This is a genomic window from Mesorhizobium sp. M0923, assembly GCF_040319365.1.
GTDB lineage: Bacteria > Pseudomonadota > Alphaproteobacteria > Rhizobiales > Rhizobiaceae > Mesorhizobium.
Genome location: NZ_JAMYNW010000012.1, coordinates 62,585 through 89,559, shown reverse-complemented (window position 1 = coordinate 89,559; position 26,975 = coordinate 62,585). Strand labels below are relative to the sequence as shown.

The following is a 26,975-nucleotide window of genomic DNA, read 5'->3' as shown; positions in this document are numbered from 1 at the left end:
AACGTGGGAACTTTGAAATGAGACGCAGGTTAGAATGCTTGAGGCCGATGCTCTGAAAGGACCTCGACGATGACCGACGCAGCACCTGTTGGGCGAAGCCCGGCTCAAGCGCGGGGCGATATCGACGCCGGGCGCGGAGGGGATAAGACACCGGGGATCGACCCAGCCGCGGCTCCCATGGAGACGGACGCGGAATCGGCCGGCAGCGTTCCGGCAAAGGATCGGTCTGCGCCTCATGAAAAGCCGGAGTTCACCAACCAGGCGAGCTATGCCAATGCGATGCGTCCGCTGAAGGATGAGCCCGACGTCCAACCGAGTAGATATGGGCCAGTCATGGTGATTGCCGCCATCGTCGTGCTGGCCGCGGCGGTTTTCATCGGCGCAGCCCTGCTGCGCTGAATATCGCATATCCGAGAGCAGTGGCTGGACATTTCGTGTCCGGTCCAGGAACTTGCTGCCGCGCCAGGTTGAGGCGCGATCCGTCCGGTGCACTTTGACCACGAACCATCAATTCTTTGCCCGAGACGCTACCATCGTCGCGCGCGACATGATTGGCGCCACGCTGCTCTTGCATGGCGTTGGCGGCATCATCGTCGAGACCGAGGCCTATCGCCCGGATGACCCGGCTTCGCACGTTTTCGGTGGCAGGACGGCGCGCAACGGCGCAATGTTCGGCGCCCCCGGCAGCGCCTATGTCTATCGCTCCTATGGCCTGCATTGGTGCCTCAATGCCGTCTGCCTGCCCGGCAGTGCCGTTCTTGTCCGCGCAATCGAACCGCAATCCGGGCTGGACGTGATGCGGGCCAATCGCGGCCTTGACGATCCCCGGCTGCTTTGTTCGGGACCAGGTCGCCTTTGCCAGGCGCTGGCAATCGACAAATCCCATGACGGGCTGCCGCTGGACGTGCCGCCATTCGAATTCAGGCAGCCGGGCGACGCCAGCGCCGTTCTAACAGGCCGCCGGATCGGCATTTCCAAGGCTGTCGATGCGGAGTGGCGGTTCGGCCTTCGCGGTTCGGATTATTTGAGCCGCAAGTTCTGACGCCGCGGCAGCGGCAGAGTAGCTGCCACGCATCACTCCTTGTCGAGATGCATGGGCGTTGTCTGTTGGCGGGCTTCCCTGGTCACCTCGTCGGCTCCGGCAGGTGAAATCCCTCGCAACGCCTTCGCGGCTTCGGTCAGGCGCCCGCGATCATTGCCGAAGCTCTTGATCAGCCGGCGGACCTGGTCGGCGGTAATGCCGTTCTGTTGGGCAAAATACTCGACTTCACGTTCATCTTCCGCGGAAACGCGATCGCGGTCGCGGAAATCTCGCTTGCTCTTATCGTCAGCCATTTTTTCCTCCTGGTGGAGCTTCGCATCAATGGCAACGTGGGCAAGCCGCTTTCGTTGCCGCGATCGGGCGGACTTTTGTGCGGCCGTGCCGACTGCCCAGGAACCATGAGGCGAGCAGCCGGTTTGGCTTGGATGCAGACCACGTTCGGCCACCAATTCATACCGATGGAGGTTACGATGACGCTCGCAAGCAAAACCACTGTAATTGCAGCCGCGCTGGCCATATTGACCGCGCCGGCATTCGGCCAGACGAGCCCGCCCGCGGCGCCGGCGCCGGATCGTGGCGCCGAACCGTCGCCCGCAGTGAACGGGCAGGATGCCATGCGCGATATGATGCGCCAGATGATGACTGAGATGCTGGAGGAGAGAATGCAAGAGGATCGCGCGCCCCGGACAGAACGGCGAGGTCGCGACCACTGGCATCGTGACTACAGGATGGGCCCGCCTGACCGAGGTTGGGAGATGGGAGGCCGCGGTGGTATTGCACGCGGGATGCATGGCGCGAGGATGCGCATGATGTTCGCCATAGTGGATGCGGATGGCGATGGCGCGCTTTCTCAGAGCGAAGTCCAGGATTTCGTCGGGCGGATATTCAACGCCGTCGATGAGGACGGTGACGGCAGCGTCGACATGCAGGAAATCCGGTCCTTCTTCCACGGAGCAGGCGCCGAGGATCAGGAGTAAGTCTCCTACCGGTCGGCAAGGAGGCCCTGGCTGAGGCGGCGCCCCCTATGACGACCGGGGAGGGCGAAAACCGTCGCTGGCAGATGCATCGCTTGGCTGGCCTTGCCAAGCCGAATGCCGAGTCGCAACGATTCGAGACAGCAGGATTCAATGGCCATGACAGAGAAAACTCCAACCATCGCTCGTATCTGGCGCGGCAGAACCTTGCCTGAGAAGGCAGACGCCTATGAAAGCTACAATTATGAAGCCGGCATCAAGCCGCTGATCGAGAAGGCGCTGGGCGTGCAGACCTTTCGCGAGGACACGCCGACCCATGCAGAGTTCGTGACGATTTCCTATTGGGAAAATGTCGAGGCGATGGCGGCGTTCACCGGCGGCGATCCGACAAAAATCCACCATCTCGAGCGGGACGAAGAGTTCCTGATCGAGTTGCCGTCGCGGGTGCAGGTGTTGCGCATCCGCTCCAGTCACGGCCGCCTGCAATAGCTCTGAGGAGAGCCGCCCGGTTCGGCTCGACCTAATAAATCGCCGTCAAGTCGATCTCGGTAATGTGCCAGCGGCCGAGATTTGAGGTGTAGAGCCTGTCGCCCTTGAAGGCGATGTTGGTGGGATGGGCGAGCGTCGTTGCCGCCGGATCCTCGATCAGCACTTCGAGCCCGCTATCTTTTCGCCAACGATAAATGCGGCTCGGCTCGTAGCATGAGATGAACAGCGAACCGTCCGGCGCGAAGGCAACGCCATCGGGGACGTTGTTCACGCCGTCCACGACGAGCTGGCGAGGTCCTGCCGTGCCGTCGGCACGGATCGGCACATAGCTGACGCAGGCCGCATGGCTTTCCACGACGTAAAGCCCATTCCCACCCGGCGCCATCGCCATGCCGTTGGCGAAGGCCATGGTCTCGCTACACCACAGGCGGCCTTCGCCGGTCTTCAACTCGTAGCGAAAAATGCCGGAGCGGCTGTCTTCGCCGAGGCTGTCGGAAACGTAGAGCCAGCCTCGTGCCTCGTCGACGATCGGATAGTTCGGCACGCGGATGCCAGCCGAGGCGAAGCGCTCCATATGACCCGTTCCGGCATTCCAGCGAAAGATCGCCGAATGCCTGAGATCGCAAGCGAAGCAGTTGTCCGCGCTATCGAAGGCGATGCCGAGCAGAAAGCCCTCCGTGCCGCCCATGTGCTCGACCGAGCTGCCATCGGCGGCGAGGCGCAGCAGGTCGCCGGTTTCGGTGCCGCACCAGATCGAGCCGTCGCGATGGATGGCCACGCCTTCCGGATGGGCGACGCGCGGGCTGGTGAAGATGCCGTCGAAGAAGACCTTCGCGGCCGACATTTCGAGCAACGGCTTTGCCATGCGCCACCCCTCTTCAGCCTGTTGCGGTATGCGACCGCTGCACGGCAATACAGCGCTCGACCATCAGCCGGTCGGCCGCCAGGATCTCGGCGATAAGCGCGCCACGCTCCTTGGCGCTGACGAATTCGAGACGCCGCAGGCCAAGCGGGTCGATGCGGTTTCGCAGGATGTCGAGCGTCTCGTTCGAGGGCAGCGGAACCTCGCGGCAATCGGCATCGAATGTCAGGGCGAAGCCGGTGGCATCCTGGACCTGCTGGCGCGTCACGCCCGGCATGGTCTCGACGATGACCAATTGCCGGCTCTCCCGGTCGAGCCGAAAGATGCAAAGATCGGTGAACACCAGCGCCGCGCCGGTCCGATAGCCCATCGGCTCGCGTTCGGCCTCTGTCAGCAAGCCGCGCGCCGAGCTGGCGATCTCGACAGTGTCGACCAGCGACTGCGGGGAGTGGCGCGGGACGTAGAGCAGATAATCGCGATGCATGTTGGCGACATCAGCCATGCCGCCCTGCCCGGGCAGCCGGATGAGGCTGCCGTCGCGCTTGCGCAGCGCAATGGTGTTGACGCGCCCGCGTCGGTCGACCTGGGCGGCACCGACGATCTCATGCGTCACGGCGCCGGCCTGGTAATAGGTCGAATAGGTGTCGTCGCCGCCGGCATGGGCCACCGCTGTCTCGCAATCGAGGCTCTCGATCAACGACAGGATCATCGGGCTCGGCGCTATGTCGAGATGACCGCAACTCATCGTCGCGATGATCATGTCCGGCGCGTGCGTCGCCTTGGCCAGCCGGTAGGCGACATTGGCGAGCGGCGACACCGCGCCGGCGCTGGCAAAGCTCTCATTGTCGAGCTCGGCGGCGATGCGGGCAGCGATGATCTCGTCGATGGATGCCTTCTTTTCGCCGTGCACGAGCCCGGGCATTGCGAGGACTGTTTCAGCGCGGACTTTCGCAGCGTCTTGAACCCGCTCCGGCACACCTTCCGAAGGCACGCTCAGGCTGTCCGCCAAAGGTATCTCCTTGGCCGCCAACGCTCCCGCCAACGCTTGATAATCCGTCACATAGAATGGCAGGCAGGAGGCGGGATAGGCGCCGCCTGGCGCCAGCGCTATGGCCGACACCTGGTTGCGGGTCAAAATGTTTTGGCGACCAGCATGGCGCAGCGCTCCGACCGGGACGATTTCCTCGACCGTGACCAGCACCTGGCGCGCCGCGCCGGCCATGGCGAAGTCCAGCGCCCGTGGTCCGATGATCTGGACATTGCCGCTCTCGTCGGCACGCTGGGCATGGACGACGAACGTATCGAGCCGCAAGGCCGGGATGACCCCGGTCGTGATTCCGTCGACCGGATCGGGCGCGGCGATCGCGCCGGGCACGCGCGCCGGCATGTCCGAACCCTGCGGAAGCTGAAACGGCATCGACGGCAGGTTCTGCTGTGCCGCCCGCAACGCCTGGATCATGGCCAGCGCGGTCCAGTCGCGGACCGGCACGGCACTGGTCTCGGCAGTCGCGCGGAAACGGGGCGGCAAGCCAAAAATATCGAGGCTGGAAAAGCAGAGGTCGATTTCCGCCACGGCATTCGCTTCGAGAAGCAGCTCGAGCGGCAGGCCGCCGGCCCAGCAGACGTAGCGCAAATCCCGTACGCCCAACCGCGCGATGGCGCGCAGCAGGGCGATCGGCAGCCGGGCAAAATGATGGCCGCCGACGCCGAAGACGTCGCCGCCGCCGACCATCGCGGCCAGGCCCTCGACATCGGTGAAGCGCGGCCGGTTTTGCTTGACCAGGGACGTCATTTCGCAGCCTTGGCCCGTGCCGCGCTCTTTTCAGCAAATTCCCTGACGCGCCGCTGGCCGATCTCGCTGCGGCAGAGGCTGCCCAGTATGTCGCGCTCCATGGCAAGGCCGCCGGCCAGATTGCCCGACACGGCATGCGCTGTCAGCGCTTTCAGCCCCTCGATCGCTGCGGCCGGTTCGGCGGCGATCATCTCGGCGAGTTCCAGCGCCCGCGGCATCAGCCTTTCGGCATCGACGATCTCGTTGACCAGACCGGCGCCGACGAACTCGGAAGCCGGCACGATGGCGCCGGTCATCAGCAGCAGATTGGCGCGGTTGCGGCCGAGCTTCTGGACGCTGCGCTGGGTGCCGCCGCCGCCGGGCACCAGCCCGAGCTTGATCTCGGGCAGGCCGAGCTTCGCGAACTGGTTGGCGATGACGATGTCGCAGCACAGCACCAGCTCCATGCCGCCGCCGAGCGCAAAGCCGTTGACCGCCGCGATGACCGGCTGGCGGTTGTTCTCGACCGCCGCATACATGCGTGTGCCCGCCATCTGGAAGGCGTCGAACTCGGCAGCTGTCTGGGCGGCGTATTCCTTGATGTCGGCGCCGGCCATAAAGCCGCGCCCCTCGCCGGTCACCACGATCGCGCCGATACCGTCATCCTGCGACAGCGCCTCGAAAACCTCGGTGATCTCGCTTTGCATCAGCCGGTTCATGGCGTTGAGCTGATCGGCGCGCCGGAAGGTGACGACCGCGACGCGCCCGGATATTTCCAAGGTGAGTGTCTGGTAACCGCTCATCGTCAGGCAGCATCCACGGTCATGTCGCCGGACGCCTCAAGCGCTGCAATCTCATCGCTGGAGAGGCCGAACTCGGCCAGTATCTCGCGGCCATGCTGGCCGACCAGCGGCGCCGGCCGTTCTATGGTAGCCGGCGTCTCGCTCATCTTGACCGCCGGCGCGACCACCCTGACCTTGCCGCCGCGCGGATGATCGTAGCTGGTGATCATGCCCAGGTGCTTCACCTGCGGGTCTTCGGCTGCGCGGCGGATGTCTTTCACCTCGGCACACCAGATGTCGGCCGCCAGCAGCCGCGCCAGCAGATCCTGCGTGGCAAACTTCCTGGTTTCGGCGTTGACCTTGTCGAACACCTCGTCGCGCTTGTCGAACAGCGTCTTCAGATCGTCGTAAACAGCAAGCTGCGGCGCCTCTAGCACCTCGTACAGCGCCTTGAACGGGCTCATGGCGATCGACACATAGCCGCCGTCGTTCGCTTCGTAGATACCGAACGGCGCCTGCATGCCGGGGTGGCCGATGCCTGAATTCGGGCGCACGAAATCCTCGCCGAGATTGAGCACGGCGACATATTCCTGGTTGAGATGCGCCAGCATGCCGGCCAGCAGATTGACCTCGATCTTCTGGCCCTTGCCGGTCTTCTCGCGATAGTAGAGCGCCGACAGGATGCCGTAGACCATGTTCATGGCACCGATCTGGTCGGCGAGGCCGGCGCCGGCCGGAACAGGAGCCTGATCGCCGCGGCCGGTGTTGGAAATCAGCCCGGACAGTCCCTGGATCAGCATGTCCTGGCCGGGGCGCTCGACATAGGGGCCTTCCTCACCATAGCCGGAGCCCGAGCAATAGATGATGCCGGGATTGACTGCCTTGAAGTCCTCGTAGCCATAGCCGAGCCTGGCGAGCACGCCGGGGCGGAAATTCTGCACCACCACATCGGCCTTCTTCGCCATCTCCATGATGATGGCATGCACCTTGCGGCTTTTCAGATTGAGCGCGATGGAGCGCTTGTTGCGGTTCCAGGCGAGAAAGTTCGGGCTTTCGGAGCCGCCGACCCATTTGGCGAAGAAGGTCATGCCGCGGAACATGTCGCCGGCGCCGGCACGCTCGATCTTGATGACGTCGGCGCCCATGTCGCCGAGCAGCTGCGTGGCGAACGGCCCTTGCAGCAGATGGCTGAAATCGAGAATGCGGACGCCTTCGAGGGCCTTGTTCATTTTTTTCTCGTTTGTTGTCAAAGCAGGTCGGGTACGTAGCGGGGTGCTGCGGTGAGGCCGCCGTCGACGCGCAGGTCGGTGCCGGTGGTGAAGCCGGCGGCGTCGGAGGCCAGATAGACAGCGGCTTCGGCCACTTCGGACGGTTTGCCGATGCGGCCGAGCGGATGCATCTTCACCCAGGCCTTGGCGAGGTTGCCGCCGATCTCTTTGACCAGTTTGTCGTTCATTGGCGTGTTGATGGTGCCGGGCGAGATCGAGTTGACGCGAATGTTGAGCGGGCCGAACTCGACCGCCATCTGGCGCGTCATCGCCATCACCGCACCCTTGGCGCCGGCATAGGCGGTCCAGCCGTCGAGCCCGATATGACCTTGCGCCGAGGCCATGTTGATGATCGAGCCGGATTTCTGCGCGATCATGTGCGGCAGCGCATATTTGCAGCCGCGGAACACGCTGGTCAGGTTGACCGCGATCAGCCGGTGCCACTGCTCGTCGGTCATTTCGTGAACCGGCATGCCGCCGATGGCGATAGCGGCATTGTTGACCAGAATATCGAGATGGCCGGTCTTGGCGACGGCTGCGTCGATGAGGGCGGCGATATCGGCCTCCTCCGCCACGTCGCAATGGACGTAGTCGGCGCGGTGGCCGGCGGCGCGCAGTTCCGCCGCGAATTTTTCACCCTTCTCGTCGGCGATGTCGCCGAGGACGACGTGCGCGCCCTCACGCGCCATCGCCTCGCTGATCGCATGGCCGATGCCGTCGGCGGCGCCGGTGACGATCGCGGTTTTCCCTTTGAGACGATCCATATCAGCCTCCAATGGCACGCCGGCGCTTCGCTTCGTCGAAGGCGACGGCGGCAATGATGATCACGCCGGTGATGACCAGCTGCCACTCGGTCGGCAGGCCGAGACCGCGCAGGCCGTTGGACAGGAATTGCAGGATCAGCACGCCAAGCGCCATGCCGGTCAGGCTGCCGATGCCGCCGGCAAGGCTCACGCCGCCAAGCACGGTGGCGGCAACGACCTGGAACTCGAAATTCAGCCCGGCCGTATGTTGCGCAGAGCCGACGCGGGCGGCCAGGATGATGCCGGCAACCGTTGCTAGCAGTGCGCTGATGATGAAGCAGATGAACTTGACGCGGCGCACGTCGTAACCCGCCAGCCGTGCCACTTCCGGATTGCCGCCGACGGCATAGATCTGCCGTCCGAACGGCCGGTGCTGCATCATGTAGGCGAAGACGGCGAGCAGGACGATGGCGATGACCGCCGAATACGGAATGACATTGAACAGGCGGCCGTCCGACAGCGCAATGAAGCTGTCGAGCGCGGCATCGTCGGGGATGGCGCGCTGGCCGGTGTAGAGATAGACGCCGCCGCGCATGATGAACATCGTGCCCAGCGTCACGATCAGCGAGTTGATGCCGGCATAGGCGGTCAGATAGCCGTTCACCACGCCGATGATCAGCCCGAACAGCAGCGCACCACTGATGCCGAGCAGCAGCGAGTTGGTTTCGTTCATGATGATGATCAGCGGCAGGGCGATGGTCGCCAGCAGCGACCCTATCGAGATGTCGACCTCGCCGGACATGAAGACGATGGCGCAGCCGATGCCGGCGGTGAGCGCCAGCGACGCCTGACCGAGCACATTGGTGATGTTGCGCACCGAGAAGAAGTTCTCCGCCGTCAGGGAAAAGAACGCAATCACCAGGATCAGGCAAAGCAGCAGGGCGAGCTCCTGCCGCGCCAGCAGCCGTGCCAGCATGGACGGGCCGGCTTTGGTGGAGTGGCTGGCTGCAAGGCTCATCGCTTGCTCCCTTTGCGAAGCGTCATCATCTTAGCCGATCGCCGCATTGAGGATGTTCTCCTGCGTGGCCTCGTCGCGGGGCATGATCGCGGTGAGGCGGCCTTCGCACATCACCGCGACGCGGTCGGCAAGGCCCAGCAGTTCGGGCATTTCGGACGTCATCATGACGACCGCCAGGCCTTCGCCGGCGAGCCGGTCGATGAGCGCGAAAATCTCCGACTTGGCGCCGACGTCGATGCCGCGGGTCGGCTCGTCGACGACGATTACCTTGAGACCGCGCATCAGCCAGCGCGAGATCAGCACTTTCTGCTGATTGCCGCCGGACAGATTCTTGACCTGCTGAAACAGGCTGGGCGTCCTGATGCGAAAACGGTCGACATAGTCCTGCACCGCCTTGCGTTCCCTGGCCTTGTCGACGAAGCCCATTCTGGCGAAGGCACCGAGCGAGGCGAGGCTGGCATTCTGGTAGACCGGCAGCTCGCCCATCAGCCCTTCGCTCTTGCGATCCTCGGTGAGCAGTCCGATGCCGAGCCGGACGCCGGTGTGGGTGTCGTGCGGCAGCAGCCGGCTGCCATCGACCGAAATGGCGCCGGAAGTGATCGGGTCGTAACCGACGATGGCCTTGGCGAGCTCCGTCCGGCCGGCCCCCATGAGGCCGAAGAAGCCGAGGACCTCGCCGGCATGCGCCTCGAACGATACGTCCTTCAGTTTCTTGGCGGTGCTGAGCCCTTCAACGGAAAGCGCTACCTTGCTGCCCGGCGCACTGCGCTTGCGCGGGAACAGGTTCTCGATGCGCCGGCCGATCATGTCCTGGATCAGCGTGCCGTTGGTGTGCTCGCCGATCGGCCTGGTCGAGACGTGACGGCCATCGCGCAGCACGGTAACGGTGTCGGCGATCTCGAGGACCTCGTCGAGCTTGTGGCTGACATAGAGCACCGCGATGCCGAGAGCGGCCAACCGGCGGATGACGGTGAACAGCAGCGAAACCTCGTTCGGCGTCAGCGAGGAGGTCGGCTCGTCCATCACCACGACGCGAGCTTCATGGGCGAGCGCGCGGGCGATCTCGACCATTTGCTGCTGGCTGACCGGCAGCGATCCCGTGCGCGCCGCCGGGTCGACGTTGAAGCCGATGCGCTTGAACAAGGCGGCCGCATCGGCACGGATCTTCTTCCAGTCGATCGAGCCGCCTTTGCCGGTCGGATAGCCTTCGAGGAAGATGTTTTCGGCGACGCTGAATTCGGCGATCAGCGCGATCTCCTGGAACACCACCTTGATGCCTTCCTTCAGGCTGTCGTGCGGCGACTTGATGTCGGCCTCGCGGCCGCGCAGGCGGACGGTGCCGGCATCCTTGCCATAGACCCCGGCCATGATCTTGATCAGCGTTGACTTGCCGGCCCCGTTCTCGCCCATCAGGGCGTGGATTTTGCCGGGTTCCAGGGTCAGATCGACATTGTCCAGCGCCATCACGCCGGGAAAGCGCTTGCCGATGCCGCGCATCTCCAGCGCCGGCACGCTTTTATCGACGGCCGCGGTTTTGCCGGGATGGAGGAAGTCAACCGACATTGGCTCTGTTCCGGACGATGTCGAGATAGGTCGCCAGGATGATGACGATGCCCGGCACCACCATCTGCAGGTCCTGGTTCCAGCCGAGGATGATGATGCCGTTGTCGATGACCTTCAGCACCAGCACGCCCAGCAACGTGCCGAGCAGCGAGCCGCGGCCGCCAAGCAGGCTGGTGCCGCCGAGGATGACGGCGGCAATCACAGTCAGCTCGAAGCCGCGGCCGGCGGTCGGCTGGCCGGCATTCATCAGCGACGACAGGATCATGCCGGCAATGCCGACGCAAAGGCCGGTGACGACGAAGGCGAACAGCTTCAGGCGTTGCGAGCGCACGCCGGAGAGGCGGACCGCCCGCTCATTGGCGCCGACCGCGTAAAGATAACGGCCGAGCGTGGTGAAGCGCAGCGTTGCCGCGGCTAGGGCGAAAATCAGCGCGGCAATCACCACCGGCAGCGGGATCGCGCCGATATAGCCGGCGCCGAGATCGGTGAAGCTTGCAAGCCGGTGGTGGTTCTGCACCGCTTCGCGGGTGAACAGATAGACGCCGCCCTGCAGCATCATCATGGTGCCGATGGTGGCGATCAGCGAGTTCACCTTGAGCCTGGTGACAACCAGCCCGTTGAACAGGCCGACCGCACCGGAAAAGGCGAGCGCCGCCAGCAGGCCGAGCGTCAGGCTGTGCGTTGAATTGAGTACGGCCATGCCGATGCAGCCGACAAAGGCCAGCGACGCACCGACCGACAGGTCGACTTCAGCGGTGATGATCAGCATCGTCATGCCGGAGGCGACGATCAGCACCAGCGCGCATTGGCGCAGGATTGCGATGATGTTGGCCTCGGAATAGAATTGCGGCGCCGCAATCGAGATGGCGATGCAGAGCACGGCCAGGATCACGCCGAGCACCAGTTGGCTGCTGCCCAGCAGCTGGCCGCCGATGAAACGCCTTGGCGCGGAGGATTGCGTAAGCTCGCTCATGTCCATTTCATTTCCGGGCCGCATCGGGTGCCGTCGCCGTTTGGAAACTGCCGGCCAAAACAGGGCGGTTGACCTGTTTTGCCGCCTGCATCCGATCCGATGCCCTTCCCGCGGCGTGGGAAGGGCTACCCGGAATCCTTACTTCTTCAGGTCGGCGGAAGTTTTCATGCATTTTTCCGGTGGCTGAAGCGCATTGACGGCATCCCATTTGATCGTTCGTGTGGTGCCGTCGTAGTCGTAGAACTTCTTCCAGTCGTCGCCGTTCATCGGCGCGGTCGGGCTGACGATGTGTTCCGGCACCTCTTCGCCGTTGAAGAGCTTAACCGCTGCATCGATGGCGGTGTAGCCTTCCTTTTCCGGGAACATCGCGGCTTCGATGCGATAGGACGGCTCGTTCTGCATGGCATTGATGAAGGCAAGGCCTTCGCCGCCGGTGCCGACCGTCAACAGGCCATCCTGCGACTTGCCGGCCGCTTTCCAGGCCTGAAGGCCGCCGAGCGACGAGGAATCGTTGATGCCGTAGATGATGTTGATGTCGGCGTTCTTGGCAAGTGCCGCCGAAGAGACTTCGAGCGCGCGGTCCGGATTGCCGCCGCCGTCGAGGTCGTGGACCATGACCGCGTCGGGGACGATGGTCTTCAGGCCGTCCATGAAACCCTGCGAACGCAGCACCGTGGCGGACAGCAGCGGCAGGCCGACATTCATCACCTTGGCTTTGCCTTCGAGCTTTTCCTTGGCGTATTTGCCGGCTTCGACGCCGGCGGTGTAGCCGGTGTCGTAGTCGCAGATCGCGACCATGGTGGTCATGCCCTTGACCGGATTGCCTTCGAGCACGACCGGAACGTTGTTGGATTTCGCCTGGCGCAGTAGCGGCACGACGCCTTCCTCGTTGACGGGCGTGACAATCAGCACGTCGACGCCTTTGGCCATGAAGTCTTCGGCGGCGGAAACCTCCTTGGCGATGTCGAGATTGGCGTCCTGCACCTCGAGTTCGATGCCGAGTTCCTTGGCGCGGGCCTGCATGCCCTTGATGACGTTCTGATACCACTCATGCGTGGCGTAGTTGGTGACGTAGCCGATGCGCTTCGGCATGTTTTCGGCGTGTGCCGCGGCGGCGCTCAGAGCCAGCGCGGCCGCCGAGGCAAACAGCATTGATTTGGACCAGTTCATGTTTCTTCTCCCTGCATTTCTTGTCAGTTGCTGAACGGATAGTCCCGCCGTTCCGGGTCGGCACGTGAAGGGTAGGCAGCTTCACCCGCGCCCAGCGCCGCCGATATCGTCTCGGCGGCCGCCTTAGTCCGTTCAAAGACGGTCTTGCGATCGAAGCGGGCGGCCTTTTGCGGCAGGAACGGGACTGTGAGCGCGGCAATGACCGCGCCGGTATGGTCGCGCACCGGCATCGAGATGTTGGTGCAGCCCTCGACAGCCAGCGAGGCGCGCATTTCATAGCCGAGCCTTGCGACGTCGTTCAGCCGCGCTTCGATTTCCGCCCGGCTGCCTTGGCCTTCGCCCGCAGCGACGATCCGTTCGACGATGCGGTCGCGCTCGGCGCGGCTCGAATGCGCCAGCAGCACCGCGCCGGAGCTCGTTTCGAGGATCGGGAAATGTGAGCCGAGGGCAACCGAATAACGCATCGGCAAAGGCGAATCGATCTGCAGCACGACCAGCGCGCTCTCGCCTTCGCGCACGACCAGATGGCAGCTCTGATCGGCATTGGCGGCGAGGCCACGCATTACCGGCAGCGCGCATTCAACCAGGCGGTTTACCGGCGGATGCATATGCGCCAGCTCGAATAGCTTCAGCGACAGGCGGAAGCGGTCCGATTGCGTCCGGAAAATGTAGCCGCGCTTCTCCAGCAGCAGCAGGATGCGGTAGATCTCGTGAATGGAGCGCCCCATTCCGGTGGCGATCTCTGTCTGGGTCAGCGGCTCGCCGCTGGCAGCCATGAATTCCAGGATATCGAGCGCCTTCTCCACAGCGGGCACGCGGTAGCCGTTGCGGCCGCTTTCGCCTTCGTCGACGATCTGGGCAATATCGGCGGCCATTACGCGACGCTCCGTTGCGGCTGGCCATGCCTGGTCTCGCGATAGAGCCGGTTCAGCCGGTCCGCGAGCTCCGCCGCCGGCAATTCGCCGGCGATGGCCGCCGCGGCATGAGGGGCGCATTGGCGGAAGAAGCTGATGAAGCCCGCATGGGTCGGGCGTAGATAGGAGGCTTCGATGGTCGCCAGCGTCGAGGCGAAGAAGCCGCCCGAGAGCGCGTTGACCTCGGTATCCTGCCACGCCGCCAGCGACCCCGGCTGTCCGCCGGATTTCACATAGTCGCCGCGCTGATAGCCGGGCGAGCACAGAAACAGCGCGTAGTCGATGGCTGCCTGTTTGTGTTGCGATTGCGTGCTGACGCCGATGCCGGCGCCGCCGAGCAAGGCGCCGGCGGATCGCGGCGTCGGCACATCGGCGAAGCGCAGATACGGCCTGTCTGCCTTGAAGGCATAGTTCACATAGCCGAAGGCGAACGGCACGTAGACCACATCGTCATGCGCGATCATATGATCGTAGCAGCGGATCGGGTTCCATTTCGGCGAGTCCGGATGCGACAGCGCCGCAAGCTGGCGCAATTGCCCAACGGCCTGCTCGATTTTTTCCCTGGCAATGAACTCGTCGCCGTCTTCCCGCGGTTCGCCCAGCGTCAAAAGCAGGCACATGGCGTCAGTCGGCACCAACGGCAGCCCAAGCCATTTGCCGTCCTTCAAGGCGCGCCGGCCGAGCTCCAGCACCTCGTCATGGCTGCGCGGCAGCGGCCCGTAGCGCTCCAGGAGATCGGGGCGATACGAGGCAACCTGGCAGGCAGCATCGATCGGCAACGCCCATTGGCGCCCGTCCCTTGCGTAGGATTGCCAGGATGCGCCGACCGAATCCCGTTCGAAGCCGCGGCGCTGCTCAGCCGACAAATCGAACGGCACCATCAGCCCGCCTTCGGCAATATCGCCGATGAACGGATGGTCGAACACGACAAGATCATAGGCGCCGAGCACCGGACCAAGCGCGCCCTCGCCGAACTCGTAGAGGCTGCGGCGGTCCCATTCGATCTCAAGACCGGGATTGGCGGCACAATACGGCCCGATGCTGGCGTCGAGCGGACCCCAGCAGCGTCGGTGATCCCACGCGAGACCGCGCAGTCTTGTCATGCCCGAAATTCCTCCCTGAACTGCCCAGCCGATTAGTAGCAACTATTTTCACCTAGACAAGTAATTTTTACATACGCAAAACCAGTCTCGGCTCCGTTTGGCAGGGAAACCGCCCAACCGCCGCTGGTGCGCATCGCATTGTCGCCGGCCTTCAACCAAAGGCTGCGACGGGTCTGGCTTTTTGGAACTTTCGCGACGAACATACGTTCGGTTGGCGCAACCATCTTGAGCAGCATCATTGGGCAGCGTCACTGGATTCAGCGCCGAGTCGTAGGGAGCGGACGAAATGGCCCAACTGTGGGCGCGGCCATGAACCGGTTTGCCGCCTTGGCATTCGCCACGTTTCTGGCGATAACTTCGATCTGGGTACTGTTTCTGGTTTCTTAAGATTTGGCTTTGGTTGCGGGGGATTTGCCGCTGGTTTGTTAGGATTTGGAGGGGTTCTCGACAGGTTGACCGCTTAACGACATCCACGGCATGTGGTTCTGCCAGCCGGAGCCGCGTGCGTGAAGAAACTGTCGCCAGGAGCACACCGGCGCGCACATTCGGGGTTGGCAGCCACGCTGCCTGCAACGTTCCAATCGGTTTTCAGGAAACGGCGAGATCTCATGTTGCCGAGGGCGATCGTTCGAAACTGTGCCGTTCTTGGCCGCGTCGGCGCGACGACGCTACTTGCCGGGCTGCTTGCCGGCTGCCAGGGCGGCGTGCTCGACCCTCACGGGCCAGTCGGCGCGGCGCAGCGCACGATCCTGCTCAATTCGGTTGCCATCATGCTGGCCATCGTCATCCCGACGATCGTGGCGACGCTCGGCTTTGCCTGGTGGTTCCGGGAAACCAACACAAGAGCGCGGTATCTGCCGGAATGGGCCTATTCCGGACGCATCGAACTGGTGGTCTGGTCGATCCCCATCCTCGTCATCCTGTTTCTGAGCGGCATCATCTGGATCGGGTCGCATGACCTCGATCCAATGAAGCCGCTGGATTCCCAGCAACAGCCGCTTGAGGTGCAGGTCGTCTCGCTCGACTGGAAATGGCTGTTCATCTACCCCGAGCAGAATGTCGCGAGCATCAACCGGCTCGTGGTGCCGGCGGGCAGGCCGGTGCATTTCTCGCTTACCTCGGCAAGTGTCATGAATGCGTTCTTCGTGCCTCAGCTTGGCGGCATGATCTACACGATGAACGGCATGACGACGCAGCTTCACCTGCAGGCGGATCAGCAGGGCGAATTTTATGGGCGGTCGGCCCACTTCAGCGGCGACGGTTTTCCAGGCATGCAATTCGTGCTGCATGCTGTCGCGGTCGACGCCTTCGACGCGTTCGTCAATTCGGCGCGAAGCCAAGGACAGGCACTCGACAGGGCCAGCTACCAGGAACTGGCCAGACAGAGCCTGGACGTGCCGCCTTCGACCTATCGCTCGGTCGAGCCGGACCTTTTCCATGAAATCGCGACGCAGGGCGTTCCGCCCGCGCCCGGCCCCCAGGCCGGTCGCCCCGAGCCGAGCGTATCGCCCAAGACAGGAGGCTGACAATGCTCGGAAAATTGAGCTGGGACGTCATCCCGTTCGATCAGCCTCTGCCGATGATCGCCTCGGCGGTCGTCGCCCTGGCAATCCTCGGTGTGCTGGCCTGGGTCTTCCTGGCCGGCCATTTCCCCTATCTGTGGCGCGAATGGATCACCAGCGTCGATCACAAGCGGATTGGCGTGATGTACACGCTGCTGGCGCTGCTGATGCTGCTGCGCGGCTTCAGCGACGCCATCATGATGCGGTCCCAGCAGGCCCTCGCCTTCCAGGCGCCCGGCTATCTGCCGCCCGACCACTTCAACCAGGTCTTTTCCGCCCACGGCACCATCATGATCTTTTTCGGGGCGATGCCGTTCGTCATCGGCCTGATGAACCTGGTCGTGCCGCTGCAGCTCGGCGTCCGCGACGTTGCCTTTCCAACGCTCAACTCGGTGAGTTTCTGGCTCACCGCCACCGGTGCGCTGCTGGTCAACATCTCGCTGGTGATCGGCGAATTCGCGCGCACCGGATGGCTGCCCTATCCGCCGCTCAGCGAGACCGCCTACTCGCCGGGCGTCGGCGTCGATTATTATCTGTGGGCAGTGCAGATAGCGGGCGTCGGAACGCTGCTCACCGGCATCAATTTCGTCACCACGATCCTGAAGATGCGGGCGCCCGGCATGAGTTACCTCAGGATGTCGATGTTCTGCTGGACCTCACTCGCCGCCGGCTTGCTCATCGTCGCCGCGTTCCCGGTCCTCACCGCGACGCTCGCGATGCTGACGCTCGACCGCTATTTCGGCTTTCATTTCTTCACCAATGAAGCCGGCGGCAACATGCTGATGTTCGTGAACCTGATCTGGGCCTGGGGCCATCCCGAGGTCTACATCCTCGTCCTGCCGGCGTTCGGCATCTTCTCGGAGGTTATCTCCACGTTCTCCAGCAAGCCGCTGTTCGGCTACCGCTCGATGGTGGCCGCGACGCTCTTCATCTGCATCGTCTCCTTCATGGTGTGGCTGCACCACTTCTTCACCATGGGAGCCGGCGCCGACGTCAACGCCGCGTTCGGCATCGCCACCAGCATTATCGCTGTCGGTACCGGCGTGAAGATCTACAACTGGATGTTCACCATGTATGGCGGCCGCATCCGCTTCGCGACGCCAATGCTGTGGTCGCTGGGCTTCATGGTGACGTTCGTCATCGGCGGCATGACGGGCGTGTTGCTGGCCGTGCCGCCGGCCGATTTCCTGCTCCACAACAGCCTGTTCCTGGTGGCGCATTTCCATAACGTCATCATCGGCGGTGTGCTGTTCGGCGCCTTCGCGGGATATACCTACTGGTTTCCCAAGGCATTCGGATTCCGGCTGCACGAGGGCTGGGGCAAGCTGGCCTTCTGGCTGACGCTGATCGGCTTCTACGCCACCTTCGTGCCGCTCTACACCGTCGGCCTGCTCGGCATGACCCGCCGCATGCAGCATTTCGACGTGCCGGCCTGGTATCCCTGGGTGCTGGTTGCCGGCGCCGGCATGTTAATCACCACCGCCGGCGTGGTCGCCCAGATCATTCAGCTCGTCGTCAGCATCCGACAGCGCGCGGCGCTTCGCGATGTCACCGGGGATCCCTGGGACGGCCGTTCGTTGGAATGGGCCACACCCTCGCCGCCGCCGGTCTTCAACTTCGCCGCGCTTCCGCATGTCGAGGGCGAAGAGCCCTACTGGAGCATCAAGCAGCGGGCACGCGAGCAAAACCGGCTGCGCGACGAGCCTGAATACGAGCCGATCGAGATGCCGCGCAACAGTCCCACCGGGTTCATCTGCGCCTTCTTTGCGACCGTGATGGGTTTCGCCCTCATCTGGCACATCTGGTGGATGGTGGCGCTCGGCGCGCTCGGTGCTTTCGCCACCTTCGTCGTATTCGCGTGGCGCGACATACCCGAATACGTCATTCCTGCCGCCGAAGTCGCCCGGATCGACCGCGCCAACCGAAGTGCCCGCCGCGAGGCGCTGGCCACGTATACGGGGCCAAGGCCATGACCGCGATCGACGTTCGAGAGCGTGACCCCTACCACCTCGGCCATCGCGGGCACGGCCATGCCCCCGGCCATGGCGACGGCGGACCGGCACCGATCCGGATCGTCGTCGGCTACGGCTTCTGGATCTTCCTTCTGAGCGACATCGTGATGTTCTCGGCCTTCTTTGCGGCCTACGCTGTGCTGGCGGGCAAGACGGCGGGCGGACCAAGCGGAGCCGAGCTGTTCGACCTGCGCAACGTCGCGATCGAGACGGCGGCCCTGCTGTTGTCGAGCTTTACCTGCGGTCTCGCCAGCCTCGCCGTGACCGCGCGGCGAAGCTCCTGGTTCTATGTTGCGATGGCTCTCACTTTCGTGCTCGGCGCCAGCTTCATCCTGCTCGAGCTGCGCGAGTTCGCGCATATGATTGCCCGCGATGCCGGACCGACGCGCAGTGCTTTCCTGTCGGCGTTCTTCACGCTGGTGGGATGCCATGGCCTGCACGTGACGGCGGGGCTGCTGTGGCTGCTCACGATGATGGCGCAGATCTTCGCCAAGGGATTCCGCGACGATATTCTTCGGCGTTTCATGTGCTTCAGCCTGTTCTGGCACGCCCTCGACATCATCTGGGTCGCCCTGTTCACGGTGGTCTATCTCCTGGGAGCAAGTCGATGAGCAATGCTGACGACCGCCATGCGCAAAGGCGCGACACCGATGGCCTGGAGCGCTACGACATCGATACGGCGCCGGGTGACGAATACCTCGGCGACGCCGAGGTCGGATCCGGGTTACGCGGCTATGTGATCGGCCTCGGGCTGGCAACGCTGTTGACCATCGCCTCGTTCTGGTTGCTCGGAAGCAACCTTATATGGGCACCGGGCATCCCGGTGGCGCTGATTGTGCTGGCGATCGCGCAGATGGGCGTGCATCTCGTCTTCTTCCTGCATATCACGACGGGGCCGGACAACACCAACAACGCCCTGGCGCTTGCCTTCGGCGTGCTGATCGTCGTCCTGGTGATCGGCGGCTCGATCTGGATCATGGCCAACCTCGACCACAATTTGATGCCGACGAATGCGATCATGAACATGAACCGCTAGTGACAGTTCCGGCCGTTGGCCGCAGTTCATGCGACAGCCAGCTCGGTCTCAAGCCCGTTCGAATGTGTCGACGACCTCGGCCGCTCCCAGGGCGCGGGGCGCGGCCTCCTTGAGCACATCCATCACCCTGTCTGAGGCTCCCGCATAAAAACCATGAGCCGCCGATGTTCCGATCGCCGCAACTCGGTCAAACCGGATAGCGCGCCGTTGCCCGGAACATTCGCCGAGGAAGCGGGTTTTTCGGTTCGGACGCATCGCCGCGGAATAACGGCAATGGGCCCGGCAATGGACGAAGGGCGGCGCGACATGACCGGGCTAAGCGGCACACAATCGGGCGGAGCAAAAGGTGTTGTGGTCGCGTTCTCCGCGCCGGGCGGCGAGACCATCTATGCCCACGAATGGGAGACCGTCGCTGCCGTCGCGCGCACGATTGCGGCGTTGAAGGGATTTTCCTTCCGCCAGGGCCTGCGTGACTGGGGCGGTGACAACGGCGGGCTGTATTTCGTGCCGGACGACAGCCTGCTTGCCGCCGATGCGGTCCAACTGGGCATCAACGGGCCCGACGACCTCTTCGGCGGTGTGGTGCCCTGGCGCCTCGCAACCACCAAGGCCATAACCCACGAGCTGGTGGACGGGTCGGCGGCACGGCCAAAAGATTGGCCAGCCGGCTTCGGCAGCGCCGTCGGCGCGGCCGTACTGCCCGGCTACACCGCATTTTCACGCGATGACGCGCTGCGCGCAGCGGAACGTCTGCTGCAGCTCGGGCTGGTCCGGTTCAAGCCACCGCGCGCTTCGCGGGGCCGCGACCAGCACACCGCCGCGACGGTCGCCGATATCGAAAGGCTGCTGGAACGATATCCATCCTCCGACCTAAGCGAATACGGGCTTGTTCTCGAAACGGAGCTTCGCGACATTGTCACGCTGAGCATTGGCAGAACCGCGATCGACGGAACATCGGTCAGCTATTATGGCGTGCAGCGGATGACCGCCGACAATGCCGGACAGCCCGTTTACGGCGGATCCGATCTGGTCGTCGTGCGCGGCGGATGGGAAGCGCTCGACAGGCTGCAGCTGTCTCCGGCGCTGACTTTGGCTGTGGCGCAGGCGAGGACCTACGACGCGGCGATGCTTGGCCATCCCGGATTCTTCGCCTCGAGGCGCAACTACGACATCGGCCAAGGTGTCGATTCCTCGGGCATCTGGCGATCGGGTGTGCTGGAAGCCAGCTGGCGGATCGGCGGCAGCAGCACGGCAGAGCTTGCGGCAATGGAGGCCATGATGCGTGACCCCGACGTACAGCTCGTGCATGCGTGCGCGGTCAAGCAATTCGGCAACACCGCGCAGATGCCGCTGGATGCAGAAATCCACTTCCACGGAGAGGACCCCGTGGAGGGCCAAATCACGCGTTATACCGTCGTCACGCAGGCGATCCGAGGACCCGTCAGGAAGCCAGCCGATCGTCATTTTAGGTCGAAGTGAACACGCTTTTGGCAGGGAACATCCGCGAATGGCCCGAGTTTGTTTCAGGCAGCCAGCCATTCAGAAACCGGAGGAAAAAATGATCGAGATGATTTCCGCTCCCCAAAACGTCGCTGCCTTTCGTGTCGCCGGCACTGTGACGGCGGAGGACTACGAAAAAATCACCCCGGCCATCGAAGAGAAACTGAGCGACCACAAGGACATCGGCGTCCTGACTGACCTTACCGATTTCGAAGACATGACGGCTGGCGCCTTACGGCGCGACCTGCAGTATGGGCTGAGCAAACTCCGCGAGCTCCACCGCTTCAAACGTGCCGCCGTGATTTCCGACAAGCAGTGGATCAAGGCAGCCACGGAAATGACGGACGCGCTGTTTCCGCAAATCGAGGCGCGGGTGTTCCCGGAAGACGAAAAGGCTCAGGCCCTGAAATGGGTAGCGGCCGTACAATAGCGGCGTTGCCTGGAGGAGTGGCCATGCCCTACGACAAACGACAGGATCCGGAAGGCCTCTGGGAGGTCTATGACAGCGAGAGCGACGAAGCCGTCGTGGTCGGCGGGTTGCCGCTTTCCGGTCTCGATGAGAGCGAAGCCGGTGAAGCGATTGAAAAGCTCAATCGGGGCGAGCTGACGTCGGACAACATCCCCGAGACGGTTCGGTCAGGGTGGCCTCCGACCAAGGACGGATTGTGATGACAACCGGACGGACGTCACCGAGGACGACCGGTCGCGGATCTACGGCTAGGCCTTGACGCCTAACGCGCGGGCCTTGTCCTCGAAGTCGTCGCGAATGTCCTCGATCGTCGGCAGATGCAGGCGTCGCAGCTGGGCGTGCAACTTTTTGGCAGCGTCGGAATTCAGGTCGCGCTTGAAATTGGTCGCGACCTCCTCAGCCGAGCCGTAACGGCGATAGCGCTCGATCTCGGTCTTCGTGGCCTGCTGAACATGTTCGAGCATCTTGCGCTCGGCATCGGATTTTCCGTCGGGTTTGGCCCGCATGACCGGATTGAAGGCTTTGCTGATAACGAATTCGACGAGTTCTTGCTGGGCGTGAGCCATGCTTGTTCTCCCTCGAAGAAGGCTGTGTGGGCTTGGAACGGTTTCGCGGAAACGCCGAACCGCTCAATCTTTTTGTTTTGACGCAATTCCGAACGGAAAATCGTTCCACGCTTTTCCTGGAATTGCTCTAACCGCGGCGGCAATTGAAGGTTCCGTAGCTTCGTTACCGCTACAGGTCACGGGCGAAGGTCACAGCCGCGCTTTGGTGGTGCGCGGCGTTGCCAGGTGCAGGCTTGTTTCGCTGCCGGTAATTCCGGGGATCAGGCGGATACGTCTCAGCACCGCATCGAACTCGCTCAGCGTCTGGGTTCCGAGTTCTATCACCAGATCCCAACGGCCATTGGTGGTGTGGATCGTCGAGACCTCGGAGAAGCCGCCCAGCGCCCGGATGACGCGATCTGCGGCATGGCCTTCGATTTCGATCATCATGATGCCACGCACCCGCTGATCGACTGCGTCGGCGCGTAGAATGACGGTGTAGCCGACGATGACGCCGTCTCTTTCAAGTCGCTCGATCCGGGACCTTACCGTTGCCCGGGAGACACCCAGGCTAACGGCAAGGTCGGAAATGCTGCGCCGGGCGTCATGCCGCAAAGAGGTGATGATCTGCTCGTCGAGCTGGTCCATGATTGCTCACAACGGAAGTAGATGCTGCCACTATGGTAAGGCACTTCGACAAATTTGCCAATTTGATATGTTCATTCTGCCAGCGATGCGGGGTTCACTAAAGGCATCGTAATTTGGTGGGGTACGAGAATGCACTGCGTGATCGTGGGAGCACCGATCCAGGCCGGCTCTGGCCGGATGGGCTGCGAGATGGGGCCGAGCGCGCTGCGCACGGCCGGTCTGGCCGGCGCGCTGACCGAGCTTGGCCATACGCTGACCGACCTCGGAACGATTGTCCCTGCCGACATGCGCCCTGTCGTACACGGCAACGCGGTGGTGAAGGCGCTGCCGGAAATCGCCGCCTGGACGGCAGCGATCAGCGAAACCGCCTATGCTGCGAGCGCCGACGCAATGCCGATCTTTCTCGGCGGCGACCACAGCATTTCGGCCGGCACGCTCGCCGGCATTGCCCGCCGGGCAGCGAATGCCGGCCGGCCGCTCTTCGTGCTGTGGCTCGACGCCCACCCCGATTTTCATACGCTCGACACGACGACCAGCGGCAATCTGCATGGCGTGCCGCTGGCCTATGCCAGCGGGCAGCCCGGCTTCGAGGGCTATTTCCCCCGCCTCGCGGCGCAGGTGGACCCGGCTCGCATATGCGCGCTGGGAATCCGCAGCGTGGACCTGGCGGAACGGGATGCGTTGCGCAGAGCCGGCGTGACGGTCCACGACATGCGTTCGATCGACGAGCACGGCATCGCGCAACTGCTTCGCGCCTTTCTCGAACGGGTGAGCGCCGCCAACGGCATGCTCCATGTCAGCCTCGATGTCGATTTTCTCGACCCGTCGATCGCGCCGGCGGTGGGCACCACCGTTCCCGGCGGCGCCACCTTCCGCGAGGCGCATCTGGCGATGGAAATGCTGCATGACAGCGGGCTCGTCACCAGTCTCGACCTGGTCGAACTCAACCCCTTTCTCGACGAGCGCGGCCGCACCGCCACGCTTTTGGTCGACCTGACCGCAAGCCTGATGGGCCGGCGGATCATGGATCGCCCGACGAGGGGGTTCTGAGCCATGACCGTCAATTTGAACATCGTTCCGTTCGTCAGCGTCGACCGCATGATGAAGCTGGTGCTTGCCATCGGCATCGAGCGCTTCCTGGTCGAGCTTGCCGCCTATATCGAAGAGGATTTCAGGCGTTGGGAGCTGTTCGACAAGACGCCGCGCGTCGCCTCGCACAGCATTGACGGCGTCATCGAGCTGATGCCGACCAGCGACGGGCAGCTTTACGGCTTCAAATACGTCAACGGGCATCCGAAGAACACGCGTGACGGCCGCCAGACCGTGACCGCTTTCGGCGTGCTTGCCGATGTCGGCAACGGCTATCCGATGCTGCTTTCGGAAATGACCATCCTGACTGCCCTGCGAACGGCGGCCAGCTCGGCGGTCGCGGCGAAATACCTCGCTCCCGGGGCCGCCAGATGCATGGCGATCATCGGCAACGGCGCGCAATCGGAATTTCAGGCTATTGCGTTCAAGGCGCTGCTTGGCGTCGACAGGCTGCGCCTCTACGATATCGACCCGGCGGCCTCGACCAAATGCATGAAGAACCTTGCCGGCATGGGTTTCGACATCAAGCTCTGCGCGTCGGCGCAGGAGGCCGTTGAAGGTGCACAGATCATCACCACGGTAACCGCCGACAAGCGATCGGCAACAATCCTGACCGACAACATGGTCGGGTCCGGCGTGCACATCAACGCGGTCGGCGGCGACTGCCCGGGCAAGACCGAGCTGCATCGCGACATTCTGCTGCGCTCGGATATTTTCGTCGAATATCCGCCGCAGACGCGCATCGAAGGCGAGAGCCAGCAGCTCGATGCGGACCATCCGATCACCGAATTGTGGCAGGTGATGACAGGAAAGGCAGCAGGCCGGACGGACGCCGGACAGATCACGCTGTTTGATTCCGTCGGCTTTGCGATCGAGGATTTTTCCGCGCTACGCTACGTCCGCGATCAGCTTCAGCGGACCGGCCTTTACGAGGAACTAGACCTTCTGGCCGATCCCGATGAGCCGCGTGACCTGTTCGGCATGCTGCTGCGCGCCGAAAAAGTGGCCGGGCTGGCGGTTGCCCGCAGCTGAGCTGCGATCCCGTCGGTCAGTCCTTCTTTTCCTGGTACAGGCGCTCGGTCGCGCGCTCGCTTTCCCTGCGCTCCGCCGGGCCGCGACGGCGCTGGGTGAGCAGGGCGTAGGCGATCAGGATTGCCAGCAGCAGTGGACCGCCTGCAACAACGAGCAACCACAAACTAGTCTCAAACATCGAACCGTCTCCTTTCCCTCACAACCGGGAAGGACCAGAACCGTTCCTCCGTCTTGTCGGAGGTCGCCCGCACCGCGTGGCGTGATTCAGGATTTTGTGCCTCGAGCAGGACGTTCCACGCCTTGTCGGCATGCAGGATGCTCTTATCTAGAGTCTTATCATTCGGTCACAGGCACTCTCTGCAAAGTGAAGGGAACCACAAGGGCTTTCCGACATTTGGTTGTTCAAGAGACAAACGTGCAGCCACACCGGCTCCGGGGCTAGGAATACCATGCGTGAGAATCAATCCGACGTCTTCGATCTGTTTTCCGAGGTTTACAAGAATGCGGCGCAGGAGGAGATAAGCCTCCAGCAATATCTGCTTGCCTGCCGCGAGGACAAGTCGATGTACGCCTCGGCGCCCGAGCGGATGGTCGAGGCGATCGGCGAGCCGACCTTTGTCGATACCAGCAAGGACGAGCGGCTCGGCCGTATTTTTTCGAACCGGACGATCAAGATCTATCCGACCTTCGCCGACTTTTACGGCATGGAGGATACGATCGAGCGTATCGCCGGTTATTTCCGCTATGCCTCGCAAGGGCTCGAGGAACGCAAGCAGATCCTGTATCTCCTCGGCCCGGTCGGCGGCGGCAAGTCCTCGCTTGCGGAGCAGTTGAAAAGGCTGATGGAGCAGCGTCCGATCTATACGCTGAAGGTCGGCGGCCAGGTCAGCCCGGTCTTCGAATCGCCGCTCGGGCTGTTCGACCCCGACCGCATGGGCGACCTTTTGGAGGACAAATACGGCATCGCCCGGCGGCGGCTGAACGGCCTGATCTCGCCCTGGGCGGCCAAGCGCCTCGACGAATTGTCCGGCGACATCTCCAAATTCAGCGTCGTCAAGCTGATGCCGTCCAGGCTTCGCCAGATCGGCATCGCCAAGACCGAGCCGGGCGACGAGAACAACCAGGACGTTTCGGCCCTGGTCGGCAAGGTCGACATCAGGCAGCTGGAAAACTTCAGCCAGTCCGATCCGGATGCCTATTCCTATAGCGGCGGCCTGAACCGGACGACGCAAGGACTGCTCGAATTCGTCGAGATGTTCAAGGCGCCGATCAAGGTGCTGCATCCGCTGCTGACCGCGACCCAGGAAGGCAGCTACAACGGCACCGAGAATTTCGGCGCTTTCCCCTATCAGGGCATCATCGTTGCCCATTCCAACGAATCGGAATGGCTGCAGTTCAAGAACAACAAGAACAACGAGGCGTTCCTCGACCGCATCCTGGTGGTCAAGGTGCCGTATTGCCTGCGGGTCACGGAAGAGCGGCAGATCTACGAGAAGCTGTTGCGCGAAAGCGAATTGGCCTCCAGCCCCTGCGCTCCGGAAGTGCTCGATATCCTCAGCCGGTTCACCGTTTCGACCCGCCTGGCCGAACACGACAATTCGCCGCTCTACACCAAGATGCGCGTCTATGACGGCGAGAACCTCAAGGAAACCGATCCCAAGGCGAAGTCGGTCCAGGAGTACCGAAACGCGGCCGGTGTCGATGAAGGCATGACCGGCGTCAGCACCCGCTTCGCCTTCAAAATCCTGTCGCAGACCTTCAACTACGACACCGAAGAGGTCGCCGCCGATCCGGTGCATCTGATGTACATCCTGGAAGAGGCGATCAAGCGCGAGCAGTTCCCGAAGGAAACCGAGGCGGACTATCTCGATTTCATAAAGTCGGAGCTCGCCACCCGTTATGCCGAGTTCATCGGCCACGAGATCCAGAAGGCCTATCTGGAATCCTACAGCGAATACGGCCAGAACCTGTTCGACCGCTACATCGCCTATGCCGATGCCTGGATCGAGGATCAGGACTTCAAGGATACCGATACCGGCCAGATCCTCAATCGCGAGGTTTTGGACAACGAACTGTCGCAGGTCGAAAAGCCGGCCGGCATCGCCAATCCCAAGGACTTCCGCAACGAAGTGGTGAAGTTCACGCTGCGCGCGCGGGCCAGAAACCACGGCCGTAACCCGTCATGGACAAGCTATGAAAAGCTGCGCGAAGTCATCGAGAAGCGGATGTTCGGGCAGGTCGAAGATCTGCTGCCGGTGATCAGCTTCGGCTCCAAGCAAGACAGCGTGACGGAGAAGCGGCATACCGAATTCGTGCAGCGGATGATCCAGCGCGGTTACACCGAGCGCCAGGTCCGCCGGCTGGTGGACTGGTACATGCGGGTGAACAAGGCGGGTTGAAGCCAGCCCGG

30 protein-coding genes are annotated in these 26,975 nt (G+C 63.1%); 14 read left to right on the top strand and 16 right to left on the bottom strand.

Translation table 11 applies throughout. The annotated features are described in order from the left end of the window. Positions 1-69 precede the first annotated feature (69 nt). Together NKH89_RS20895 and NKH89_RS20890 are read left to right on the top strand one after the other, a co-directional pair. Positions 70-399 (top strand): hypothetical protein, encoded by a 330-nt coding sequence (locus tag NKH89_RS20895; protein ID WP_023720476.1) that lies wholly within the window; start codon positions 70-72, stop codon positions 397-399. 94 nt (positions 400-493) lie between these two features. After that, a complete protein-coding gene (locus tag NKH89_RS20890; RefSeq protein ID WP_352859092.1) occupies positions 494-1,042 on the top strand; it encodes a DNA-3-methyladenine glycosylase in 549 nt (182 codons plus the stop codon). A gap of 32 nt (positions 1,043-1,074) precedes the next feature. Here NKH89_RS20890 and NKH89_RS20885 read toward each other — a convergent pair whose 3' ends face one another. Continuing rightward, positions 1,075-1,335 (bottom strand): DUF3606 domain-containing protein, encoded by a 261-nt coding sequence (locus tag NKH89_RS20885; RefSeq protein ID WP_352811898.1) that lies wholly within the window; start codon positions 1,333-1,335, stop codon positions 1,075-1,077. A gap of 105 nt (positions 1,336-1,440) precedes the next feature. Here NKH89_RS20885 and NKH89_RS20880 point away from each other — a divergent pair, with 105 nt between their 5' ends. Both NKH89_RS20880 and NKH89_RS20875 read left to right on the top strand, forming a co-directional pair. Further along, a complete protein-coding gene (locus tag NKH89_RS20880) occupies positions 1,441-2,019 on the top strand; it encodes an EF-hand domain-containing protein (RefSeq protein WP_352909755.1) in 579 nt (192 codons plus the stop codon). Between the two features lie 156 nt (positions 2,020-2,175). Then, complete coding sequence (locus tag NKH89_RS20875; RefSeq protein ID WP_352640318.1) at positions 2,176-2,505, top strand: antibiotic biosynthesis monooxygenase family protein; 330 nt, start codon at positions 2,176-2,178, stop codon at positions 2,503-2,505. Positions 2,506-2,536: 31 nt separating this feature from the next. Here the strand turns inward: NKH89_RS20875 and NKH89_RS20870 are convergent, their stop codons facing one another. The 12 genes from NKH89_RS20870 to NKH89_RS20815 form a co-directional block, all read right to left on the bottom strand. Then, positions 2,537-3,370 carry an SMP-30/gluconolactonase/LRE family protein gene (locus tag NKH89_RS20870; protein WP_352481464.1) on the bottom strand — a complete coding sequence of 278 codons (834 nt, stop codon included), beginning with the start codon at positions 3,368-3,370 and terminating at the stop codon, positions 2,537-2,539. Positions 3,371-3,383: 13 nt separating this feature from the next. Beyond that, complete coding sequence (locus tag NKH89_RS20865) at positions 3,384-5,159, bottom strand: CoA-transferase (protein ID WP_352717485.1); 1,776 nt, start codon at positions 5,157-5,159, stop codon at positions 3,384-3,386. Continuing rightward, complete coding sequence (locus tag NKH89_RS20860) at positions 5,156-5,941, bottom strand: enoyl-CoA hydratase/isomerase family protein (RefSeq protein ID WP_352909752.1); 786 nt, start codon at positions 5,939-5,941, stop codon at positions 5,156-5,158. Before NKH89_RS20860 ends, NKH89_RS20865 begins: the two co-directional genes overlap by 4 nt. A gap of 2 nt (positions 5,942-5,943) precedes the next feature. Further along, positions 5,944-7,149, bottom strand: coding sequence for a CaiB/BaiF CoA transferase family protein (locus NKH89_RS20855; protein ID WP_352909749.1), 1,206 nt, complete (start codon positions 7,147-7,149; stop codon positions 5,944-5,946). Positions 7,150-7,166: 17 nt separating this feature from the next. Continuing rightward, on the bottom strand, positions 7,167-7,952 hold the full coding sequence (locus NKH89_RS20850) for an SDR family NAD(P)-dependent oxidoreductase (protein ID WP_352640322.1): 786 nt from the start codon (positions 7,950-7,952) through the stop codon (positions 7,167-7,169). A gap of 1 nt (position 7,953) precedes the next feature. Beyond that, positions 7,954-8,949 carry an ABC transporter permease gene (locus NKH89_RS20845; RefSeq protein WP_352909746.1) on the bottom strand — a complete coding sequence of 332 codons (996 nt, stop codon included), beginning with the start codon at positions 8,947-8,949 and terminating at the stop codon, positions 7,954-7,956. Between the two features lie 30 nt (positions 8,950-8,979). Beyond that, a complete protein-coding gene (locus NKH89_RS20840) occupies positions 8,980-10,512 on the bottom strand; it encodes a sugar ABC transporter ATP-binding protein (RefSeq protein ID WP_352909742.1) in 1,533 nt (510 codons plus the stop codon). Then, on the bottom strand, positions 10,502-11,485 hold the full coding sequence (locus NKH89_RS20835; RefSeq protein ID WP_023720488.1) for an ABC transporter permease: 984 nt from the start codon (positions 11,483-11,485) through the stop codon (positions 10,502-10,504). Before NKH89_RS20835 ends, NKH89_RS20840 begins: the two co-directional genes overlap by 11 nt. A gap of 138 nt (positions 11,486-11,623) precedes the next feature. Beyond that, positions 11,624-12,655: a sugar ABC transporter substrate-binding protein gene (locus NKH89_RS20830; protein WP_352909740.1), complete on the bottom strand. Its 1,032-nt coding sequence runs from the start codon at positions 12,653-12,655 to the stop codon at positions 11,624-11,626. 23 nt (positions 12,656-12,678) lie between these two features. Continuing rightward, the gene (locus NKH89_RS20825) at positions 12,679-13,530 is read right to left on the bottom strand and encodes an IclR family transcriptional regulator (RefSeq protein ID WP_352548037.1); all 852 of its coding nucleotides are present in this window, start codon (positions 13,528-13,530) and stop codon (positions 12,679-12,681) included. Next, positions 13,530-14,672, bottom strand: a complete 1,143-nt coding sequence (locus NKH89_RS20820) for an extracellular solute-binding protein (protein ID WP_352856068.1) — start codon at positions 14,670-14,672, stop codon at positions 13,530-13,532. Before NKH89_RS20820 ends, NKH89_RS20825 begins: the two co-directional genes overlap by 1 nt. A gap of 32 nt (positions 14,673-14,704) precedes the next feature. Beyond that, positions 14,705-14,911: a hypothetical protein gene (locus tag NKH89_RS20815; RefSeq protein ID WP_352791038.1), complete on the bottom strand. Its 207-nt coding sequence runs from the start codon at positions 14,909-14,911 to the stop codon at positions 14,705-14,707. A gap of 369 nt (positions 14,912-15,280) precedes the next feature. Between NKH89_RS20815 and cyoA the strand changes: the two genes are divergently transcribed. The 7 genes from cyoA (at position 15,281) to NKH89_RS20780 (ending at position 21,451) form a co-directional block, all read left to right on the top strand. Then, positions 15,281-16,198, top strand: a complete 918-nt coding sequence (gene cyoA / locus NKH89_RS20810; RefSeq protein WP_352548035.1) for a ubiquinol oxidase subunit II — start codon at positions 15,281-15,283, stop codon at positions 16,196-16,198. Between the two features lie 2 nt (positions 16,199-16,200). Further along, positions 16,201-18,207: a cytochrome o ubiquinol oxidase subunit I gene (cyoB, locus tag NKH89_RS20805; RefSeq protein ID WP_352909736.1), complete on the top strand. Its 2,007-nt coding sequence runs from the start codon at positions 16,201-16,203 to the stop codon at positions 18,205-18,207. Next, the gene (gene cyoC / locus NKH89_RS20800; protein ID WP_023720495.1) at positions 18,204-18,857 is read left to right on the top strand and encodes a cytochrome o ubiquinol oxidase subunit III; all 654 of its coding nucleotides are present in this window, start codon (positions 18,204-18,206) and stop codon (positions 18,855-18,857) included. Before cyoB ends, cyoC begins: the two co-directional genes overlap by 4 nt. Continuing rightward, on the top strand, positions 18,854-19,282 hold the full coding sequence (gene cyoD / locus NKH89_RS20795) for a cytochrome o ubiquinol oxidase subunit IV (protein ID WP_352909734.1): 429 nt from the start codon (positions 18,854-18,856) through the stop codon (positions 19,280-19,282). Before cyoC ends, cyoD begins: the two co-directional genes overlap by 4 nt. A gap of 273 nt (positions 19,283-19,555) precedes the next feature. After that, positions 19,556-20,761 (top strand): DUF3182 family protein, encoded by a 1,206-nt coding sequence (locus NKH89_RS20790; RefSeq protein WP_352909732.1) that lies wholly within the window; start codon positions 19,556-19,558, stop codon positions 20,759-20,761. A gap of 79 nt (positions 20,762-20,840) precedes the next feature. Further along, positions 20,841-21,212 carry a SpoIIAA family protein gene (locus tag NKH89_RS20785; protein ID WP_352909730.1) on the top strand — a complete coding sequence of 124 codons (372 nt, stop codon included), beginning with the start codon at positions 20,841-20,843 and terminating at the stop codon, positions 21,210-21,212. 23 nt (positions 21,213-21,235) lie between these two features. Beyond that, positions 21,236-21,451, top strand: a complete 216-nt coding sequence (locus tag NKH89_RS20780; protein WP_352481451.1) for a hypothetical protein — start codon at positions 21,236-21,238, stop codon at positions 21,449-21,451. A 48-nt stretch (positions 21,452-21,499) separates the two neighbouring features. Here NKH89_RS20780 and NKH89_RS20775 read toward each other — a convergent pair whose 3' ends face one another. Beyond that, positions 21,500-21,817, bottom strand: a complete 318-nt coding sequence (locus NKH89_RS20775) for a hypothetical protein (protein WP_352909728.1) — start codon at positions 21,815-21,817, stop codon at positions 21,500-21,502. Between the two features lie 189 nt (positions 21,818-22,006). Next, on the bottom strand, positions 22,007-22,444 hold the full coding sequence (locus NKH89_RS20770) for an Lrp/AsnC family transcriptional regulator (RefSeq protein WP_352909725.1): 438 nt from the start codon (positions 22,442-22,444) through the stop codon (positions 22,007-22,009). A gap of 129 nt (positions 22,445-22,573) precedes the next feature. On the opposite strand from NKH89_RS20770, the gene rocF reads away from it, so the two are divergent. Next, positions 22,574-23,494 (top strand): arginase, encoded by a 921-nt coding sequence (gene rocF, locus NKH89_RS20765; protein ID WP_352481448.1) that lies wholly within the window; start codon positions 22,574-22,576, stop codon positions 23,492-23,494. A 3-nt stretch (positions 23,495-23,497) separates the two neighbouring features. Next, positions 23,498-24,565: an ornithine cyclodeaminase gene (ocd, locus tag NKH89_RS20760; protein WP_023720502.1), complete on the top strand. Its 1,068-nt coding sequence runs from the start codon at positions 23,498-23,500 to the stop codon at positions 24,563-24,565. A 16-nt stretch (positions 24,566-24,581) separates the two neighbouring features. Here ocd and NKH89_RS20755 read toward each other — a convergent pair whose 3' ends face one another. Next, positions 24,582-24,743 carry a hypothetical protein gene (locus tag NKH89_RS20755; protein WP_023720503.1) on the bottom strand — a complete coding sequence of 54 codons (162 nt, stop codon included), beginning with the start codon at positions 24,741-24,743 and terminating at the stop codon, positions 24,582-24,584. Between the two features lie 271 nt (positions 24,744-25,014). Here NKH89_RS20755 and NKH89_RS20750 point away from each other — a divergent pair, with 271 nt between their 5' ends. Further along, on the top strand, positions 25,015-26,964 hold the full coding sequence (locus NKH89_RS20750) for a PrkA family serine protein kinase (RefSeq protein ID WP_023720504.1): 1,950 nt from the start codon (positions 25,015-25,017) through the stop codon (positions 26,962-26,964). Positions 26,965-26,975: the final 11 nt, after the last annotated feature.

Bases quoted from the DNA above. Each gene is read 5' to 3' on its own strand.
- cyoD (WP_352909734.1), top strand. From the start codon at position 18,854: ATGAGCAATGCTGACGACCGCCATGCGCAAAGGCGCGACACCGATGGC.
- NKH89_RS20755 (WP_023720503.1), bottom strand. From the start codon at position 24,743: ATGTTTGAGACTAGTTTGTGGTTGCTCGTTGTTGCAGGCGGTCCACTG.
- NKH89_RS20895 (WP_023720476.1), top strand. From the start codon at position 70: ATGACCGACGCAGCACCTGTTGGGCGAAGCCCGGCTCAAGCGCGGGGC.
- NKH89_RS20855 (WP_352909749.1), bottom strand. From the start codon at position 7,149: ATGAACAAGGCCCTCGAAGGCGTCCGCATTCTCGATTTCAGCCATCTG.
- NKH89_RS20785 (WP_352909730.1), top strand. From the start codon at position 20,841: ATGATCGAGATGATTTCCGCTCCCCAAAACGTCGCTGCCTTTCGTGTC.
- NKH89_RS20885 (WP_352811898.1), bottom strand. From the start codon at position 1,335: ATGGCTGACGATAAGAGCAAGCGAGATTTCCGCGACCGCGATCGCGTT.
- cyoB (WP_352909736.1), top strand. From the start codon at position 16,201: ATGCTCGGAAAATTGAGCTGGGACGTCATCCCGTTCGATCAGCCTCTG.
- NKH89_RS20820 (WP_352856068.1), bottom strand. From the start codon at position 14,672: ATGACAAGACTGCGCGGTCTCGCGTGGGATCACCGACGCTGCTGGGGT.
- NKH89_RS20780 (WP_352481451.1), top strand. From the start codon at position 21,236: ATGCCCTACGACAAACGACAGGATCCGGAAGGCCTCTGGGAGGTCTAT.
- NKH89_RS20860 (WP_352909752.1), bottom strand. From the start codon at position 5,941: ATGAGCGGTTACCAGACACTCACCTTGGAAATATCCGGGCGCGTCGCG.
- NKH89_RS20815 (WP_352791038.1), bottom strand. From the start codon at position 14,911: ATGATGCTGCTCAAGATGGTTGCGCCAACCGAACGTATGTTCGTCGCG.
- NKH89_RS20845 (WP_352909746.1), bottom strand. From the start codon at position 8,949: ATGAGCCTTGCAGCCAGCCACTCCACCAAAGCCGGCCCGTCCATGCTG.
- cyoC (WP_023720495.1), top strand. From the start codon at position 18,204: ATGACCGCGATCGACGTTCGAGAGCGTGACCCCTACCACCTCGGCCAT.
- NKH89_RS20850 (WP_352640322.1), bottom strand. From the start codon at position 7,952: ATGGATCGTCTCAAAGGGAAAACCGCGATCGTCACCGGCGCCGCCGAC.
- rocF (WP_352481448.1), top strand. From the start codon at position 22,574: ATGCACTGCGTGATCGTGGGAGCACCGATCCAGGCCGGCTCTGGCCGG.
- NKH89_RS20830 (WP_352909740.1), bottom strand. From the start codon at position 12,655: ATGAACTGGTCCAAATCAATGCTGTTTGCCTCGGCGGCCGCGCTGGCT.
- cyoA (WP_352548035.1), top strand. From the start codon at position 15,281: ATGTTGCCGAGGGCGATCGTTCGAAACTGTGCCGTTCTTGGCCGCGTC.
- NKH89_RS20870 (WP_352481464.1), bottom strand. From the start codon at position 3,370: ATGGCAAAGCCGTTGCTCGAAATGTCGGCCGCGAAGGTCTTCTTCGAC.
- NKH89_RS20775 (WP_352909728.1), bottom strand. From the start codon at position 21,817: ATGGCTCACGCCCAGCAAGAACTCGTCGAATTCGTTATCAGCAAAGCC.
- ocd (WP_023720502.1), top strand. From the start codon at position 23,498: ATGACCGTCAATTTGAACATCGTTCCGTTCGTCAGCGTCGACCGCATG.
- NKH89_RS20790 (WP_352909732.1), top strand. From the start codon at position 19,556: ATGGGCCCGGCAATGGACGAAGGGCGGCGCGACATGACCGGGCTAAGC.
- NKH89_RS20825 (WP_352548037.1), bottom strand. From the start codon at position 13,530: ATGGCCGCCGATATTGCCCAGATCGTCGACGAAGGCGAAAGCGGCCGC.
- NKH89_RS20840 (WP_352909742.1), bottom strand. From the start codon at position 10,512: ATGTCGGTTGACTTCCTCCATCCCGGCAAAACCGCGGCCGTCGATAAA.
- NKH89_RS20835 (WP_023720488.1), bottom strand. From the start codon at position 11,485: ATGAGCGAGCTTACGCAATCCTCCGCGCCAAGGCGTTTCATCGGCGGC.
- NKH89_RS20875 (WP_352640318.1), top strand. From the start codon at position 2,176: ATGACAGAGAAAACTCCAACCATCGCTCGTATCTGGCGCGGCAGAACC.
- NKH89_RS20865 (WP_352717485.1), bottom strand. From the start codon at position 5,159: ATGACGTCCCTGGTCAAGCAAAACCGGCCGCGCTTCACCGATGTCGAG.
- NKH89_RS20750 (WP_023720504.1), top strand. From the start codon at position 25,015: ATGCGTGAGAATCAATCCGACGTCTTCGATCTGTTTTCCGAGGTTTAC.
- NKH89_RS20770 (WP_352909725.1), bottom strand. From the start codon at position 22,444: ATGGACCAGCTCGACGAGCAGATCATCACCTCTTTGCGGCATGACGCC.
- NKH89_RS20880 (WP_352909755.1), top strand. From the start codon at position 1,441: ATGAGGCGAGCAGCCGGTTTGGCTTGGATGCAGACCACGTTCGGCCAC.